This window comes from Variovorax sp. J31P179 (assembly GCF_030316985.1).
GTDB lineage: Bacteria > Pseudomonadota > Gammaproteobacteria > Burkholderiales > Burkholderiaceae_C > Variovorax > Variovorax ginsengisoli_B.
This window is the reverse complement of sequence record NZ_JASZYL010000002.1, coordinates 188190-204919: the sequence shown is the minus strand read 5'-3', so window position 1 is coordinate 204919 and position 16730 is coordinate 188190. Positions and strand designations below refer to the sequence as shown.

The 16730-nt window shown below is 69.3% G+C and carries 13 protein-coding genes; 6 read left to right on the top strand and 7 right to left on the bottom strand.

Features of this window, described 5'->3' with window-relative positions:
• Nucleotides 1-8: 8 nt before the first annotated feature.
• The 7 genes from QTI17_RS05295 to QTI17_RS05265 form a co-directional block, all read right to left on the bottom strand.
• Nucleotides 9-884, bottom strand: a complete 876-nt coding sequence (locus QTI17_RS05295) for an alpha/beta fold hydrolase (protein WP_286531609.1) — start codon at nt 882-884, stop codon at nt 9-11.
• A complete protein-coding gene (locus QTI17_RS05290) occupies nt 881-1945 on the bottom strand; it encodes a branched-chain amino acid ABC transporter permease (protein WP_286531608.1) in 1065 nt (354 codons plus the stop codon). Before QTI17_RS05290 ends, QTI17_RS05295 begins: the two co-directional genes overlap by 4 nt.
• Before the next feature lie 10 nt (nt 1946-1955).
• Entirely contained in the window at nt 1956-2939 is a 984-nt protein-coding gene (locus tag QTI17_RS05285) for a branched-chain amino acid ABC transporter permease (RefSeq protein ID WP_286531607.1), read from the bottom strand.
• Complete coding sequence (locus QTI17_RS05280; protein ID WP_286531606.1) at nt 2936-3670, bottom strand: ABC transporter ATP-binding protein; 735 nt, start codon at nt 3668-3670, stop codon at nt 2936-2938. Before QTI17_RS05280 ends, QTI17_RS05285 begins: the two co-directional genes overlap by 4 nt.
• Entirely contained in the window at nt 3667-4434 is a 768-nt protein-coding gene (locus tag QTI17_RS05275; RefSeq protein WP_286531605.1) for an ABC transporter ATP-binding protein, read from the bottom strand. The genes QTI17_RS05280 and QTI17_RS05275 overlap by 4 nt, the downstream gene beginning before the upstream one ends.
• Nucleotides 4435-4572: 138 nt before the next feature.
• Complete coding sequence (locus QTI17_RS05270) at nt 4573-5763, bottom strand: substrate-binding domain-containing protein (RefSeq protein ID WP_286504189.1); 1191 nt, start codon at nt 5761-5763, stop codon at nt 4573-4575.
• Between the two features lie 150 nt (nt 5764-5913).
• The gene (locus QTI17_RS05265; RefSeq protein WP_286531604.1) at nt 5914-7449 is read right to left on the bottom strand and encodes a sigma-54 interaction domain-containing protein; all 1536 of its coding nucleotides are present in this window, start codon (nt 7447-7449) and stop codon (nt 5914-5916) included.
• Nucleotides 7450-7673: 224 nt separating this feature from the next.
• Between QTI17_RS05265 and QTI17_RS05260 the strand changes: the two genes are divergently transcribed.
• The 6 genes from QTI17_RS05260 to QTI17_RS05235 all read left to right on the top strand — a co-directional run bounded on the left by QTI17_RS05260 (nt 7674) and on the right by QTI17_RS05235 (nt 16662).
• Entirely contained in the window at nt 7674-9164 is a 1491-nt protein-coding gene (locus QTI17_RS05260) for an efflux transporter outer membrane subunit (RefSeq protein WP_286531603.1), read from the top strand.
• The gene (locus tag QTI17_RS05255) at nt 9161-10321 is read left to right on the top strand and encodes an efflux RND transporter periplasmic adaptor subunit (protein ID WP_286531602.1); all 1161 of its coding nucleotides are present in this window, start codon (nt 9161-9163) and stop codon (nt 10319-10321) included. The genes QTI17_RS05260 and QTI17_RS05255 overlap by 4 nt, the downstream gene beginning before the upstream one ends.
• Before the next feature lie 13 nt (nt 10322-10334).
• Nucleotides 10335-13442 carry an efflux RND transporter permease subunit gene (locus QTI17_RS05250; RefSeq protein WP_286531601.1) on the top strand — a complete coding sequence of 1036 codons (3108 nt, stop codon included), beginning with the start codon at nt 10335-10337 and terminating at the stop codon, nt 13440-13442.
• A gap of 30 nt (nt 13443-13472) precedes the next feature.
• The gene (locus QTI17_RS05245; protein WP_286531600.1) at nt 13473-13826 is read left to right on the top strand and encodes a hypothetical protein; all 354 of its coding nucleotides are present in this window, start codon (nt 13473-13475) and stop codon (nt 13824-13826) included.
• 57 nt (nt 13827-13883) lie between these two features.
• Nucleotides 13884-14240, top strand: a complete 357-nt coding sequence (locus tag QTI17_RS05240) for a DUF2946 family protein (RefSeq protein ID WP_286531599.1) — start codon at nt 13884-13886, stop codon at nt 14238-14240.
• Nucleotides 14241-14337: 97 nt separating this feature from the next.
• Complete coding sequence (locus QTI17_RS05235) at nt 14338-16662, top strand: TonB-dependent receptor (RefSeq protein WP_286531598.1); 2325 nt, start codon at nt 14338-14340, stop codon at nt 16660-16662.
• Nucleotides 16663-16730 lie beyond the last annotated feature (68 nt).

Here is a 16730-nt window from a genome sequence, read left to right as displayed (position 1 = left end):
GTCTCGATTCACGTGCCGGCGGCGCGCACAAAGGCCTCGATCGGCGCCAGGTGCCCGGGCACGTTGAGCGCCGGCGCGTGGCCGCAGCCCGGCACCTCGATGATCTGCAGTCGGCCGGTGGCACCGGGGCCCCGGGTGCGCATTTCGGCCAGGATCTCGGGCAGCACCAGGTCGGAGTCGACGCCGCGCAGGCACAGCACCGGCGCCTCGATCGCGTCGTAGTGCGGCCACAGCAGGTAGTCGTCCGGGTGGGCCTCGAACTGCCGCACCATGGCCGGATCGTAGTGCGGCGTCACGCGGCCGTCGGGCAGGCGCCGGGTCGAGCTCTCGGTCAGGCGGCGCCACTGCGCGTCGCTGAGCCGGCCGTACGGCTTGTAGACCGTGCGGAAGAACTGCTCCAGCTCGACCACCGTGTCGAAGGCCGGCGGCCGGCCGGCATACGAACGGATGCGCTCGACCGCTGCCGCCGCGATCTGCGGCGCGTTGTCGTTGAGCACCAGGCTCGCGATGCGCGGCTTCATCGTCGGCTCGAGCAGGCCCGACGCGCAGACCATGCCGATCGCGCCGCCCATCGAGGTGCCGACCCAGTGGACGCGCGTGAGCTTCAGCGCATCGAACAGCCCGAGCGCAAGCCGGCCGTAGAAGGACAGCTGGTACTCCTCGTCCGGCGCCGGGCTCCACTGGCTCAGTCCACGGCCGATGGTGTCGGGGCAGATCACGCGGAAGCCGCGCTCGGCGAAGTGCCGGGCCAGCTCGTCCATGTCGCGGCAGGTGCGCGCCAGCCCGTGCCAGGCCACCACCACCGGGCCATCGCGCGGGCCCCAGTCGAGCCAGTGGACCTCGCGTCCGGCGATCTGTAGGTAGTTCGAGCTTGGAGCGTTCATTTCATGGCCCTCGCGCGCAGGCGGCCGACGATGCCGGTGGGAAAGTAGTAGACGGAGAGAACGAACAGCACGCCGAGCCACAGCAGCCAGCGGTCGGGCGACAACAGCGCCGCGAGCCAGCCGATGCCGCTCGCCGCCTCGCTGGCGATGCGCAGCAGATCCTGCAGGTAGCTCTGCGCGATCACGAACAGCACCGCGCCGACCACCGCGCCATAGATCGTGCCCATGCCGCCGATCACGACGATCAGCAGCACGTCGACCATGATCTCGAAGCTGAGCGAGGTGTCGGGTCCGTTGTAGCGCAGCCAGATGGCGAGCATCGCGCCGGCCAGCGTCGCGAACAGCGCCGACAGCACCGAGGCCGTGGTCCGATAGACCACCACGCGGTAGCCGATCGCCTCGGCGCGGAACTCGTTCTCGCGGATCGCCTGCAGCACGCGGCCGAAAGGCGAATTCACGATCCGCAGCAGCGCCAGCACCAGCACCACGGTGGCGACGAAGAGCAGGTAGTAGCACAGCAGCCGGCCGTCGAGCGAGACGCCGAGGAAGGGTTCTTCCGCGAACTCGAAGCTCGGCGAGATCAGCTCGGGCAGCTTGAACGTCAGGCCATCCTCGCCGCCCGTGAAATCCGACATCTGCGAGGCCAGGGTCTGGAAGGCCGAGGCCACGGCCAGCGTGATCATGGCGAAGAAGATCGCCCGCACGCGCAGCGAGAACAGGCCGATCGCGAGCGACAGCGCGAGCGAGATCGCGAGCGCGGCGCCGAGGCCCACCGCCACCGCGCCCCAGTTCGCGCCCAGTCGGCTGGCCGAGATCGCGATGCCATAGGCGCCGATGCCGAAGAACATCGTGTGCGCGAAGCTCACGATGCCGGTGTAGCCCAGCAGCAGGTCGAAGCTCGCGACCAGCACGATGAAGACCAGGATCTTGGCCGCCACGCTGAGCGCCTTGACACCCGGGAACAGGAAGGGTGCGAAGGCCAGCGCCAGCACCAGGGCCGCGAGCAGCAAGGCCAGCAGGCGGCTGCGCGGCAGGTCGTTGGAAAGCAGTCGGGACAGCATGGGTTTCTCTTCAACGATTGGCCACGGGGTACACGCCCTGCGGACGCCACAGCAGCACCGCCACCATCAGGAAGATGCTCGCGAACTGGGTCAGCGTCGGCACGATGAAGCCGATGTAGTTGGTCATCAGGCCGACCAGCAAGGCGCCGATCAGCGCGCCGGCCGTGGAGCCGAGCCCGCCGATGATGATCACGATGAAGATCAGCACGTTGACCTGCGCACCCATCTGCGGGATCAGATTCTGCTGGAACAGCCCCCACATCACGCCGCCCAGGCCGGCCAGCGCGCTGCCGACCACGAAGACGCCGACGAAGAGGCGCCCGATGCGATAGCCCAGCGACTCGACCATCTCGCGGTCCTGCACGCCGGCGCGGATCAGGAGGCCGATCTTGGTGCGGCCGAGGGTCCAGGCCAGCAGGCCGAAGACGAAGGCGCCGATCACCACCGCGAGGATGCGGTACTTGCTGATCGCCGCGTCGCCGAGCAGCAGCGAGCCGCGCAGGGCTTCGGGCAGCGGCAGCGGGATCTGCGCCGGCCCCCAGATGACCTTGATCAGCTCCTCGCCGATGATCATGCCGCCCATCGTGATCAGGATCTGCTTCAGGTGCTGGCCGTACACCGGCCGCACGATGAAGCGCTCGAAGGCCAGGCCGACCGCGCCGGCCACCCCCATGGCGACCAGCATCGCGGGGAACACGGCCACCAGATTGCGCCACAGCTCGCCCGAGCCGGTCCAGTCGCCCATCAGGCCGAGCACGCTGCTGGCGACGAAGGCGCCGAGCGCGATGAACACGCCGTGGCCGAAGTTCAGCACGTCCATCAGGCCGAAGATCAATGTCAGGCCGGAGGCGATGATGAAGATGATCATGCCCATCGCGAGGCCGGCCACCGTGAGCGTGAGCCAGGTCGAGACCGAGCCCGTGAGCGGCAGCGCCACCAGCGCGAGCACCGGCACCAGCAGGAGCGGCTTCCAGTCGAAGTCGGAGTTTTTCATAGCGCGAGTCCCAGCAGGGATTGCTGCAGTCGTTCGTCGGCGGAGAACGCGGCCATGCTGCCGCTGTGCACGACGCGGCCGTTGTCCATCACGGCCACCTGGTCGCCCAGGCGCTGGGCGAAGCTGATGTTCTGCTCGACCAGCAGGATCGTCACGCCGCTGCGCTTGAGTTCGCCGAAGGCATCGATCATGTTGTTGATGATGGCCGGCGCCAGGCCCTTGCTGGGCTCGTCGACGACCAGCAGCTCGCGCGGCTCGACGATCGCGCGCGACACCGCCAGCATCTGCTTCTGTCCGCCCGAGAGCTTGCCCGCCGGGTGGTTCCAGAACTTCTCGACCGCCGGGAACAGCTGGAAGATCCACTTCAGCCGCGCGTCGTCCATCTGCTCGGCGTTCTTCGCCTTGCGGGCCGCCAGCAGCATGTTCTCCTTGACCGTGAGGTCCGAGAAGATGCCCATGTTCTCGGGCACGTAGGCGATGCCGAGTTCGGCGATCTGCGGCGTATGCAGGGCGGTGATGTCCTTGTCGCCGAAGCGCACGCTGCCTTGCGAGGCATGCCAGAGGCCCATCAGCGTGCGCAGCGTGGTGGTCTTGCCGGCGCCGTTGCGGCCCAGCAGCATCGTGAGCTGGCCGCGCGGCACGGCCAGGTCGACGCCGTGCAGGATGTGATACGCCCCGATGTGCGTGTGCACGCCCTTCATCTCGAGAAGATTCGTGTTCATGCTGCTCATGCGGCGGCCTCCTTCGCAACGCCCAGATAGGCTTCCTGGACGATCGGCGAGGCGATCACCTCGGCCGGTTCGCCGTCGGCCACCAGCTGCCCGTTGTGCAGCACGATGATGCGGTCGGCGAGTTCGCGCACCACGTCCATCTTGTGTTCGACCAGCAGGATGGTCTTGCTCTTGTCCTGCTTGAGCTTGCGGATCAGGTCGAGGATCACCGGCGCCTCGGCGGCGTTCATGCCGGCCGTCGGTTCGTCGAACATGAAGACCTTGGGTTCGAGCGCCATCAGCAGCGCCACCTCGAGCTTGCGCTGGTCGCCGTGCGGCAGGCTGGCCACGGTCGCGTGCTCCTTCGACTTCAGCGCGACGTCGGCCAGGATCTGGTCGGCGCGCTCGGTCAAGGCGCGGTGGTCGCTCCAGATGCTCCACAGGTTGAGGCCGCGCCGATGCGCGCCTTCACGCGTGGCCTGCACCGCGAGGCGCACGTTCTCCAGCACCGAGAGATTCGGGAACAGGTTCGTGAGCTGGAACGCCCGGCCGAGCCCGGCCCGCGTGCGCGCCGAGGCCGGCAGGCCCGACAGCAGCTGGCCGTCGAGCGACACCGTGCCCGCGGACGCCTTGAGCTGCCCCGAGATCAGGTTGAAGTACGTGGTCTTGCCGGCTCCGTTGGGGCCGACGATCGCGGTCAGCGTGCCCGGCGCGAACGCGCAAGAGACAGCATTCACCGCCACGTGTCCGCCGAAGCGGATGGTGAGATCTTTGGTTTCGAGCATGAAAATGGGGCTCCCCCCCAGGTTGGCTCACTTCGTGTAGCCGCCCACCCCCTGCCGGGGGCAACGCCTGCGGCCCGGCAAAGCCGGTTCCGCGGCATTTCCCGAATGGGCCGGGCTTCGCCGGCCGCGATCGCTTGCTCAGCGCTTGTTTTTGATGGGGATATCCATCTCTTCGGGCTTGATCTCATGGACCAGTTCAGGCACGCCCCAGGCGAAGGCCGGGTCGACCTTGATCTTGAAGTGGTACATCGACTGCATCGCCTGGTGGTCTTCCTTGCGGAAGGTCATCTTGCCCTTGGGCGTGTCGAAGCTCATGCCTTCCATCGCCGTGATCAGCTTGTTGGTGCCGGTGTCGCCGCCGGTCTTCTTGAGCGCCGTCACGATCGCCATCGCGGCCGAGAAGCCGCCGGCCGTGAAGAAGTCCGGCGGCGTCTTGAATTCCTTGTAGTGCATCGAGACCATGGCCTCGTTCACCGGGTTCTTCGGAATTCCGAAGTAGTAGTAGGCCGCGCCTTCCATGCCCGGCAGCGCCTTGTAGGCCGCCATGGCGGGCAGGATGTTGCCGCCGGTGGCGATCTCGATGCCGTAGCGCTTCAGGTCGAGGTCGACGATCTTGAAGGGGTTGCCGGCCCCGGCCCAGACGATCCAGATGACCTTGCGGCCCGGCTGGTCCTTGAGCTTGTCGATCAGGCGCTGGGCGCCGGCCGTGAAGTCGGTGGTGGCCGGTGGCAGGTATTCCTCATGGACCAGCTTGGCCTTCTTCAGCGCGCTGCCGAAAGCCTTCACGCCGTCGCGGCCGAAGGCGTTGTCCTGCGCCAGCGTGGCGACCGTGACGCCGGGCTTGTCGATCGCGACCGCGTTCGAGATCGCGTCCTGCGAGCTGTTTCGGCCGGTGCGGAAGATGTACTTGTTCCACTTGTCGCCGGTGATCGAGTCGGCCACCGCCGGCTCGACCAGCAGGATCTTCTTGTATTCCTCGGCCACCGGCAGCATCGCCAGCGCCACGCCCGAAGAGGTCGGGCCGACTGCCAGCGCCGCCTTGTCGTCGGCGTAGGCCGCGGCCAGCAGCGACTTGCCGAGGTCGGGCTTGCCCTGGTCGTCCTTCTCGATGACGACGATCTTCTTGCCGTTGACGGTCATGGTGCCGCCGGTCGCGTAGTCCAGGCCCATCATCAGGCCGGTCTGGGTCTGCTTGCCGTAGGCTTCCAGCGGACCGGTCTTGCTGTAGACGTGGGCGATCTTGATCTCGTTGGACTGGGCCCAGGCCGGAGCGGCCAGGGCACCTGCGGCAGCCAGGGTGGCCAGCGCGACGAGGTAGCGACGTTGCATTCTTTGTCTCCTGAAGGTGATGGCTGAATATTGCACAGTTCGTGCCAGCCTCCATCGCCTTGAAAACAAAGGACTTTCCCTTGGTTTTCGTCTGAAGCGCCCGGAATCAGGACAAATGCATTGACTGAATTTCAGGCAATTGCATGTTTTCTATTCAGGGTTTTCCAGACGTTCATAGAGCGTCGCGCGTGAGATGCCGAGCAGCCGCGAGGTCGCGAGCTTGTTGCCGCCGGTCGCGGCCATGGCGGCGGCGATCGCGCGGCGTTCGAGTTCGGCCACCTGCTGTGCCAGCGGCCGCAGCAGCGCCGCGCCTTCGGCCGTATCGGCGGCGGCGCTCGGCAGCGGCTCGGGCGCCGCGATCTTTTCCTGCCCGGCCTCACGCAGGATGCGCTCGAGCTGCGCGGCGTCGATGCGCTGCGAGTCGCTGCGCATGGTCACCTGCTCCAGCACGTTGCGCAGTTCGCGGATGTTGCCGCGCCAGTGCTGCGCGGCCAGCAGCGCCAGCGCGTCGGGCGTGAGCTCGGGCGGCGCTTCGCCGCTGCGCAGCGCCATGTCCTCGCCGAGCGCCTCGACCAGCGCCGGGATGTCGGCGCGCCGTTCGCGCAGCGGCGGCACGCGCACCGGCAGCACGTTGAGGCGGTAGTACAGGTCTTCGCGGAAGCGACCTTCGCGCACCAGCGCCGCCAGATCGCGCGAGGTGGCGGCGATCACGCGGGCATCGAAGGGCACCAGCTTGTTCGAGCCCAGCGGCTCGATCTCGCCCTCTTGCAGGGCGCGCAGCAGCTTGGCCTGCAGGCCCAGCGGCATGTCGCCGATCTCGTCGAGGAACAGCGTGCCGCCGTCGGCCAGCTTGAACTTGCCCTCGCGCGCCTTGCGGTCGGCGCCGGTGAAGGCGCCGGGCGCGACGCCGAAGAACTCGGCTTCGAGCAGGGTGTCGGGCACGGCTGCGATGTTGACGCTGACGAACATTCCGCCGGCCCGCGCCGAGGCGGCATGGATCGCGTGGGCCAGCAGTTCCTTGCCGGTGCCGGTTTCGCCGAGCAGCAGCACCGGGCTCGACGACTGCGCCGCGCGCCGCGCGTGGCGCTTGACCTCGACCGCGGCCGGGCTGCTGCCGATGAAGCTGGCGAAGGTGTACTTGGAGCGCCGCTGGCCGTCGGCCGACTGCTGGTAGAGCGGATTGGCGCGCTGGCTCGCGAGCTCGCGCCGGGCATCGTCGAGGTCGCGCTGCAGCAGCGCGAACTTGCTGATCAGCGGCTGCAGCGTGGTCTCGGGATGGTCGAAGAGCACGATGCCGATGGCGCCGATCACCTCGCCGGGCGTGGCGCCGGCATCGCCCTCGCGCTCCTCGCGCAAGGGGATGCGGCTGACCACGAAGGTGCCGGCCTTGTTGGTCAGCAGGTCGATCAGGATCGGCTCGCCGGTGTCGAGCACGCGGCGCATCTGCGTGTTCGGGATCACGTCCTCGACCAGATGGCCGAGGAACTGGTCGATCGACGAGAAACCCAGCGCCGGCAGGAAGCGCCGGTAGCCCTCGTTGACCCAGACGATGCGCCCGCCCCGGTCGACCAGGAACATGCCCTGGCTGATGCTGGAAAACAGATGGAACATCGAGCGCGCGGCAAGCGCGAGGATGCCTTCGGCATCGAGCGGCAGGGCGGGAGGTGCGGCGGCGGCGGGTGGCATGGCGGAATCGTAGCGTGCATCCTTCCGACGGCGAATCGGACGATGCCGACTCGCCGAATCGCTACCATCGATAGCCCTTTGAAAACGCGGTGCGCGACTACAGAAGCGCTCGAGGGGCCTTGCTATGCTGCGCCCCTTGCATGCACGGTCCACCGGCCGCCTGCCGACGCCCTGGCGCACCCCCCGTTCGCCAGCGCACGTCACCCCCTTTCTTGCGGAATCTCATGAGGAACTCCCGGCTCCCCGCGCTTTGTCTCGTCGCTCCCCTGCTGCTCGCCGCCTGCGCCGTTCCACGGCCGCCCCAGCAGGTCGCGGCGCCGACGCCGGCGCAGTGGCAGACGCCGCTGCCGACCGGCACCGCGGCCCTGCCGCATGGCGGCTCGATGCCGTCGCTGGCCGAGTGGTGGCGGCAGCTCGACGACCCGCTGCTGGTCGAGCTGATCGTCGCCGCCGAGGCCGCCAGCCCGACCGTGGCCAGCGCCCAGGCGCGCATCGGCGAAGCCCGCGCCGCGCGCGTCGCGGCCGGCGCAGCGCTGGTGCCCAATCTCAACGGCTCGCTGTCGGCCAGCCGCGGCAATTCGCCGACTTCCGGCTTCTCGACCGGCGCCACGGGCGGAACCAGCACCGACATCCCTCCGATCACCACCCAGCAGGCCGCCCTGCAGTCGAGCTGGGAGATCGACCTGTTCGGCGGCCTGCGCGCCAGCCGCGACGCCAGCCAGTCGCGCTATGCGGGCGCCGACGCCCGCTGGCACGACGCCCGCGTGTCGGTCGCCGCCGAGACCGCGAACGCCTACCTGGGCGAGCGTGCCTGCCGGCGCCAGCTCGTGGTGTCGACCTCGGATGCGCAGTCGCGCGCCGAGACCGCGCGGCTGACCGAGCTGTCGGCGCGAGCCGGCTTCACGGCGCCCGCCGATGCCGCCCTGGCGCGCGCCAGCGCGGCCGAAGCCGCGGGCAGGCTGACGCAGCAGCGCGCCCTGTGCAGCGTGCAGCAGCAGGCGCTGATCGCACTGACCGGCATCGAAGGCCCGCTGCTGGCGGCCAAGCTCGCCGCCGCCCCGATCGACGTCACGCTGCCCGCTGTTCAGGCGGTCTACAGCGTGCCGGCCGAGGCGCTGGCGCAGCGGCCGGACGTCTACGCGGCCGAGCTCGACGTCGCCGTGGCAAGCGCCGAGGCCGGCGCGGCGCTGGCCCAGCGCTTTCCGAGCCTGACGCTGCAGGGCTCGATCGGCGTGCTGAAGGTGCGCGGCGGAGGGTTCAGCGAAACGCTGGACACCTGGACCCTGGGCCCCCTGGCGCTCACCGTACCGATCTTCGACGGCGGCACCCTGGCCGCCAACTATGACGCCGCCAAGGGCCGCTACGAAGAATCCGTGTCGCTCTACCGCGCCAACGTGCGGCGCGCCGTGAGCGAGGTCGAGCAGGCGCTGATCAACCTGCAGAGCACCAGCGACCGCGCGGCCGACGCCGACACCGCGGTACAGAACTACCAGATCTCCTTCGACGCCACGCAGGCCCGCTTCAACACCGGACTGGCCAGCCTGTTCGACCTGGAGGATGCGCGGCGCACCCTGTTCGTCTCGCAGACCGCCCGCGTCGCGCTGCAGCGCGAACGCGCCGAAGCCTGGGTCTCGCTCTACCGCGCCATGGGCGGCGGCTGGACACGACCCGAAGCCCTCGCCTCCACGGCCCCCGCCTCCGCCCCGTCGCCATGAAAAGAATGAAGCGTTCCACCCTCCTCGCCGTGCTGGCCGCCGCGCTGGTCCTCGTCGCCGGCGCCTTCTTGCTGATGCGCGGCAAGCCCGCCGCCGCGCCCGAGAAAAAACCCGAGGCCGCGGCCCGGCCGTCGCTGACCGTCACGGTCGCCAAGCCCGAGAACAGCGAACTCAGCGTCACACTGGCGGCCAACGGCAACGTCGCCGCCTGGCAGGAGGCCAGCATCGGCTCCGAATCGACCGGCCTCAAGCTCGCCGAGGTGCGGGTCAATGTCGGCGACGTGGTCAAGAAAGGCCAGGTGCTCGCCACCTTCTCGGCCGAGTCGGTGCAGGCCGACGTGGCACAGGCCAAGGCCTCGCTGGCCGAGGCCCGCGCCACCGCCGCCGACGCCACCGGCACCGCGGCGCGGGCGCGCACGCTGCAGGCCACCGGCGCCATGAGCCAGCAGCAGATCAACCAATACCAGACCGCCGAGCAGACCGCCAAGGCGCGGGTCGAGGCCGCCGAGGCGGTGCTCGCCGCCCAGCAGGTGCGCGGGCGCAACACGCAGGTGCTGGCGCCCGACGACGGCGTGATCTCGGCGCGCACCGCCACGGTCGGCAGCGTGGTCAGTGCCGGCACCGAGCTGTTCCGCATGGTGCGCCAGGGCCGGCTCGAATGGCGCGCCGAGGTCACCTCCTCCGAACTCGGCCGGATCGCGGTCGGCACGCCGGCCGTGATCACCAGCGCCAGCGGCGCCACCGTCAGCGGCAAGGTCCGCAGCATCGCGCCGACGGTCGATCCGCAGACCCGCAATGCGCTGGTCTACGTCGACATCCCGAACGTGCTGCAGAACACCGGCCTCAAGGCCGGCATGTTCGCGCGCGGCGATTTCCAGCTCGGCCGCACCAGCGCGCTGACGGTGCCGCAGGCCTCGGTGGTGCCGCGCGACGGCTTCAACTACCTGTTGCTGCTGCAGCCCGACAACCGGGTCGCCCAGCTCAAGGTCGAGACCGGCCGCCGGGTCGGCGACCGGGTCGAGATCACGACGGCGCTGCCGGGCGACGCCCGCGTGGTGGTCCAGGGTGCCGGCTTCCTGAACGACGGCGACCTGGTGCGCGTGGTCGAGACGCCCGCGGCCGCCGCCAAGCCCGCGGCCGAAGCCGCAGCCAAGTGAAGGAGCAGCGATCTTGAACGTCTCGGCCTGGTCCATCCGCAACCCGATCCCGGCGGTGATGCTGTTCGTGCTGCTGACCTTCGCGGGTCTGCTGTCCTTCAACGCCATGAAGGTCCAGAACTTCCCGGACATCGACCTGCCGACCGTCACGGTGTCGGCCGCGCTGCCGGGCGCCGCGCCCTCGCAGCTCGAGAACGATGTCGCGCGCAAGCTCGAGAACTCGATCGCCACCATCCAGGGCCTGAAGCACATCACGACCAAGGTGCAGGACGGCGCGGCCACGCTGATCGTCGAGTTCCGGCTCGAGAAGCCGGTCCAGGAAGCGGTCGACGACGTGCGCTCGGCGGTGCAGCGGGTGCGCGCCGACCTCCCGGCCGACGTCCGCGACCCGGTGGTCACCAAGCTCGACTTCGCGGCCCAGCCGGTGCTGGCCTTCACGATCGCGTCATCGAAGATGGACGACGAGGCGCTGTCCTGGTTCGTCGACAACGACGTCACCAAGAAGCTGCTGGCGCTGCCCGGCGTCGGCGCGGTGAACCGGGTCGGCGGCGTCACCCGCCAGGTGCATGTCGACCTCGATCCGGCCAAGCTGCAGGCGCTGGGCGCCACCGCGGCCGACATCTCGCGCCAGCTGCGGCTGGTACAGACAGAGAGCGCGGGTGGGCGCACCGACGTCGGCGGCAGCGAGCAGCCGGTGCGCACGCTGGCCACGGTGCAGTCGGCCGACCAGCTGGCCGACATGCAGATCGCGCTGACCGACGGCCGCCGCATCCGGCTCGACGAGGTGGCCCGCATCAGCGACACCATCGCCGAGCCGCGCGCCGCGGCGCTGCTCGACGGCCGGCCGGTGGTCGGCTTCGAGGTGGCGCGCAGCCGCGGCGCCAGCGAGGTCGAGGTCGGCGCCGCGATCCAGAAGGCGCTGGCCGAGATGCGCCTGCAGCACCCCGACATCCAGCTCACCGAGGCCTTCAACTTCGTCGCCCCGGTCGAGGAGGAATACGAAGGCTCGCTGCATCTGCTCTACGAAGGCGCGATCCTGGCCGTGATCGTGGTCTGGCTGTTCCTGCGCGACTGGCGCGCGACCTTCATTTCCGCGGTGGCACTCCCGATGTCGGTGATCCCGGCCTTCGTGGGCATGTACCTGCTGGGCTTCTCGATCAACGTGGTGTCGCTGCTGGCGCTGTCGCTGGTGGTCGGGATCCTGGTCGACGATGCGATCGTCGAGGTCGAGAACATCGTGCGTCACCTGCGGATGGGCAAGTCGCCCTACCAGGCCGCGATGGAAGCCGCCGACGAGATCGGCCTGGCCGTGATCGCCACCACCTTCACCCTGATCGCGGTGTTCCTTCCGACCGCCTTCATGAGCGGCGTGGCCGGCAAGTTCTTCAAGCAGTTCGGCTGGACCGCCTCGCTCGCGGTGTTCGCATCACTGGTGGTGGCCCGGGTGCTGACGCCGATGATGGCGGCCTACATCCTGAAGCCGATCGTCCACGCCGAGAAAGAGCCGCGCTGGCTCAGGATCTACATGCGGATGGCCGAGTGGTGCCTGAAGCACCGCTTCACGACGATGGTGCTGGCCACCCTCTTCTTCTTCGGCTCGGTGGCGATGATCCCGCTGCTCAAGACCGGCTTCATCCCGCCCGACGACAACTCGCAGACCCAGGTCTACCTTTCGCTCGCGCCCGGCGCCACCTTGGCCCAGACCACCGCCACCGCCGAGGAAACGCGCCGGCGCCTGATGGCGATCGACCATGTGCGCAGCGTCTACACCACGGTCGGCGGCGGCAGCGCCGGCGGCGACCCCTTCGCCAACTTCGGCACGCCCGAGACCCGCAAGGCGACGCTCACGATCCAGCTCGACCCGCGCGGCGACCGGCCGCGCAAGCAGGTGATCGAGAACCGCATCCGGACCACGCTCGAGACCCTGCCCGGCGTGCGCAGCACCGTGGGCCTCGGCGGCTCGGGCGAGAAATACATCCTGGCGCTCAGCGGCGACGACCCGAACGCACTGACCACCGCCGCGCGCGCGGTGGAACGCGACCTGCGCACCATTCCCGGCCTCGGCAACATCACCTCGACCGCCAGCCTGATCCGGCCCGAGATCGCGGTCAGGCCCGACTTCGCGCGCGCCGCCGACCTCGGCGTCACGAGTTCGGCGATCGCCGAGACGCTGCGGGTCGCCACGCTCGGCGACTACGACCAGAACCTGCCCAAGCTCAACCTGGCGCAGCGGCAGGTGCCGATCGTGGTCAAGCTGGAAGATTCGGCGCGGCAGAACCTGGCGCTGCTCGAACGGCTCGCGGTTCCCGGCACGCGCGGCCCGGTCATGCTGGGCCAGGTGGCGGCGCTCACGATGGAGGGCGGCCCGGCCGTGATCGATCGCTACGACCGCTCGCGCAACGTCAATTTCGAGATCGAGCTGTCGGGCGTCGGCCTCGGCGACGCCAAGGACGCGGCGATGAAGCTGCCCTCGATCCGCAGCCTGCCGCCCGGCGTGCGGGTGGCCGAGGTCGGCGACGCCGAGGTGATGACCGAGCTGTTCGCGAGCTTCGGCCTGGCCATGCTGACCGGCGTGCTGTGCATCTACATCGTGCTGGTGCTGCTGTTCAAGGACTTCCTGCATCCGATCACGATCCTTTGCGCGCTGCCGCTGGCGCTAGGCGGCGCCTTCGTCGGCCTGCTGATCGGCCAGAAGGCGCTGTCGATGCCTTCGCTGATCGGTCTCATCATGCTGATGGGCATCGCGACCAAGAACTCGATCCTGCTGGTCGAGTACGCGATCGTGGCGCGCCGCGACCACTGCATGAGCCGCTGGGACGCGCTGCGCGACGCCTGCCACAAGCGGGCCCGGCCGATCATCATGACCACGCTGGCGATGGGCGCGGGCATGCTGCCGATCGCGATCGGCCTCGGCGCCGCCGATTCCAGTTTCCGCTCGCCGATGGCGATGGCCGTGATCGGCGGGCTGATCACTTCCACCGTGCTGAGCTTGCTGGTGGTGCCGGCGGTGTTCACCTACGTCGACGACGTCGAGGGCTGGATCAAGCGCACCGCGCGGCGCCTGCGCGGCCAGCCGCCGGTGGCCGAGGCAAGCCCGGACACGGCCCACGGCGCCGGATAGACTAGCCCCGTCACTCGACGGAGCCACACCATGACTCGACCCGTTTCCCGTGCCGCACTGTGCGGCGTCCTGCTGGCCAGCGCCTTCGGCGCCCACGCGCAGACCGCGACCGATCTGCAGCATGCCCAGGAGCGCCACCAACGCCAGCTGGCCGTCTGCAACAGCGGCAAGCTGCCGGCGCCCGAGCGCGAAGCCTGCGTTCGCGACGCCGGCGCGGCACTGGACCGCGCGCGCGGCGGACCGCCGGCCAAGGTCACGACGCGCACGCCCGACCGGCGCGCCACGGTGGTCACGCCGGCCGGCCAGCCGGTGCCGGGCGCGACCGAAACCGTCCGCTCGCGCCGTTCCACCACCGTGGTGCCGGCCGACGCCCCGGCGCGCTGAACCCCGCCCGCACGACGCCGGTCCGCCCGCCCCACGCCAAGCCGCATAATCGCGCCCATGCCCGCACTCCGCCGCGCCCGCCTCCTCGTCAGCTTCGTGCTGGCGTGGTTCGCGCTGTCGCTCGGTGTCGCCGTGGCCTCTCCGCTGGTCCAGCCGAAGCCGATGGAAATCGTCTGCTCGGCCGCCGGCGCCACCATGCTGGTGGTCATGACCGACGACGGCGCACAGGCGCCCGCCGCCGGCCACCTCGAATGCCCGCTGTGCCTGCCGGCCGGTGCACCGCCGCCTGCCTTGCCACTGGCGCAATTGCCGACGGTGCAGCCCCTGGGCCATGCGGTCCAGTCGATTCCGGCCGCGCGCATCGCCGCGGCCACCGCCGCCCCGCTGCCGGCGCGCGGACCCCCTCTCTCCTGAGCTTGCTTCAGCCCTGACGCACGCGGCGCATGGAAGGCGCCGCGCTGCGCGTTCCAGCAATGCGTAGGCAGCCGAAGGCTGCCGAGGAGATCCTTCCATGAACAAGACCCTGCTGTCGCTCGCGTTGAGCGCAGCATCCCCCTGGTGGGCGCTGCCGGCGTCGGCCCAGGAACGGCCGGCATCGCGTGCCGCCGACGAGGCCCCCGAGCGCACGCGCTCGCTCGGCGTCGTCACCGTGACCGGCGGCCAGCCGACCTCGCTGCCGACCCAGATCCCGACCACCATCGAGGGCATCACCCGCGAGGAGATAGAGACCCGCATCAACGCCACCGACAGCGAGGACGCGCTCAAGTACCTGCCCAGCCTGCTGGTGCGCAAGCGCTACATCGGCGACTACAACCACGCCATCTTGTCTACCCGCGCCTCGGGCACCGGCAACAGCGCCCGCTCGGCGGTCTATGCCGACGGCATCCTGCTGTCGAACTACCTCGGCAACGGCATCGCCAACGGCAGCAACTATGCGCCGCGCTGGGGCCTCGTCACGCCCGAGGAGATCGAGCGGGTCGACGTGATGTACGGTCCCTTCTCGGCCGCCTACCCCGGCAACTCGGCCGGCGCGGTGGTCGACTACGTGACCCGCATGCCCTCGCAGCTCGAGGCCCACGTCAAGATGGGCTACCAGTCGCAGCCCAACGACCTCTACAACACGCGCCAGACCTTCAACAGCTGGCAGACCAGCGCCTCGCTCGGCAGCCGCAGCGGCGATTGGTCGTGGTTCATCGACCTGAGCCGGGGCGACAGCCAGGGCCAGCCGCTGACCTTCACGACCGCGACCGTGGCCTCGGGCACGCCCGGGCGCGCCGGCACCCCGGTGGTGGGCTTCGTGCCGGGCCTCAACACCACCAACACGCCGTGGTACATCCTGGGCACCGGCACCCAGTACCACACGCTCCAGGACCACGCCAAGCTCAAGCTGGCCTACGACTTCTCGCCCACCGTGACCGCCACCTACACGCTGGGCTGGTGGCAGAACAGCGCCGAAGGCCGGCCGGAGAGCTACCTGAGCAATGCCCAGGGCCAGCCGGTCTACGCCGGGCTGGTCAACATCCTCGGACGCAGCTTCACGCTCGGGCCGACGGCGTTTCCACTCACCAACGACGAGCAGACCCACTACATGCACGGCCTCTCGGTCAAGAGCAACACCCAGGGCGAGTGGGACTGGGAGGTGGCCGCCAGCCTCTACGACTATTCGAAGGATCAGCAGCGCGCGCCCACGGTGGCGCTGCCGCTGGCGGCCATCGGCGGCGCCGGCACCTTGCAGGACCAGGGTGGCGCCACGGGCTGGAACACGCTGACGGCCAAGGGCACCTGGCGGCCGCAGGGGGTGGGCGGTGCCCACATCGTCGACTTCGGCGTCGAGCGCGATGCCTACAAGCTCGGCATCCTCAAGACCAACACGATCGGCAACTGGCTCTACGGCCCTTCCGGCACGCTGGTCAGCAACGTCGGCGGCAACACCGAGACCATTGCCGGATGGGCGCAGGACAGCTGGTCCTTCGCGCCGAAGTGGAAGGCCGTGCTGGGCTTGCGATGGGAAGACTGGCAAGCCAGCAACGGGTTCACCGCCACCGCGACCAACGCCCTGTCCTACCCGTCGCGCAGCGAATCGGACGCCTCGCCGAAAGCGGCGCTGGCCTACCAGTGGGCCGACGACACGGTGCTCAAGGCCTCGCTCGGCCGGGCGGTGCGCTACCCGACCGTGGGCGAGCTGTATGGCGCCACCACCGGCGGCGCGCTGTCTTTCATCAACAACCCATTCCTCAAGCCCGAGAAATCGTGGACCAGCGAGCTGAGTGCCGAGAAGGACCTCGGCAACGGGCTGGCCCGCGCCACGCTGTTCCACGAGACCACCGACGACGCGCTCTACAGCCAGCTGATCCCGAACACGAGCATCTCGCGGGTGGAGAACATCGCCAAGGTACGCACCACCGGCTTCGAGCTGTCCTACACCGGGCAAAACGTCTGGATGCGCGGCCTCGACATGGGCGCGAGCCTCACCTATGCCGACTCGAAGATCGTCTCGAACCCGTTGTTCCCGGCCAGCGTCGGCAAGTGGCAGCCGCGGGTTCCGCAATGGCGCTCCACCGTCTACGCGACCTACAGGCCCGACGCCCGCTGGGCCTTCACCGCGGCCGCGCGCTACAGCGGCAAGCAGTACTCGACCCTCGACAACAGCGACGTCAACGGCTTCGCCTACTTCGGCGCCAGCAAGTACTTCACGGTCGATCTGCGGGCACGCTTTCAGATCGACAGGCAATGGTCGGCCGCCTTCGGTGTCGACAATGCCAACAACTACCAGTACTGGAACTTCCACCCCTACCCGCAGCGCACGTATTCTGCCGAGTTGCGCTGGGATTACTGAGACCTTGCGGGACAGACCAAGAAACTGCGAAGCAGTTTTTGCTCTGTCCTCAACTGACTAAAGGAGCC

Bases quoted from the DNA above. Each gene is read 5' to 3' on its own strand.
- QTI17_RS05295 (WP_286531609.1), bottom strand. From the start codon at position 884: ATGAACGCTCCAAGCTCGAACTACCTACAGATCGCCGGACGCGAGGTC.
- QTI17_RS05290 (WP_286531608.1), bottom strand. From the start codon at position 1,945: ATGCTGTCCCGACTGCTTTCCAACGACCTGCCGCGCAGCCGCCTGCTG.
- QTI17_RS05285 (WP_286531607.1), bottom strand. From the start codon at position 2,939: ATGAAAAACTCCGACTTCGACTGGAAGCCGCTCCTGCTGGTGCCGGTG.
- QTI17_RS05280 (WP_286531606.1), bottom strand. From the start codon at position 3,670: ATGAGCAGCATGAACACGAATCTTCTCGAGATGAAGGGCGTGCACACG.
- QTI17_RS05275 (WP_286531605.1), bottom strand. From the start codon at position 4,434: ATGCTCGAAACCAAAGATCTCACCATCCGCTTCGGCGGACACGTGGCG.
- QTI17_RS05270 (WP_286504189.1), bottom strand. From the start codon at position 5,763: ATGCAACGTCGCTACCTCGTCGCGCTGGCCACCCTGGCTGCCGCAGGT.
- QTI17_RS05265 (WP_286531604.1), bottom strand. From the start codon at position 7,449: ATGCCACCCGCCGCCGCCGCACCTCCCGCCCTGCCGCTCGATGCCGAA.
- QTI17_RS05260 (WP_286531603.1), top strand. From the start codon at position 7,674: ATGAGGAACTCCCGGCTCCCCGCGCTTTGTCTCGTCGCTCCCCTGCTG.
- QTI17_RS05255 (WP_286531602.1), top strand. From the start codon at position 9,161: ATGAAAAGAATGAAGCGTTCCACCCTCCTCGCCGTGCTGGCCGCCGCG.
- QTI17_RS05245 (WP_286531600.1), top strand. From the start codon at position 13,473: ATGACTCGACCCGTTTCCCGTGCCGCACTGTGCGGCGTCCTGCTGGCC.
- QTI17_RS05240 (WP_286531599.1), top strand. From the start codon at position 13,884: ATGCCCGCACTCCGCCGCGCCCGCCTCCTCGTCAGCTTCGTGCTGGCG.
- QTI17_RS05235 (WP_286531598.1), top strand. From the start codon at position 14,338: ATGAACAAGACCCTGCTGTCGCTCGCGTTGAGCGCAGCATCCCCCTGG.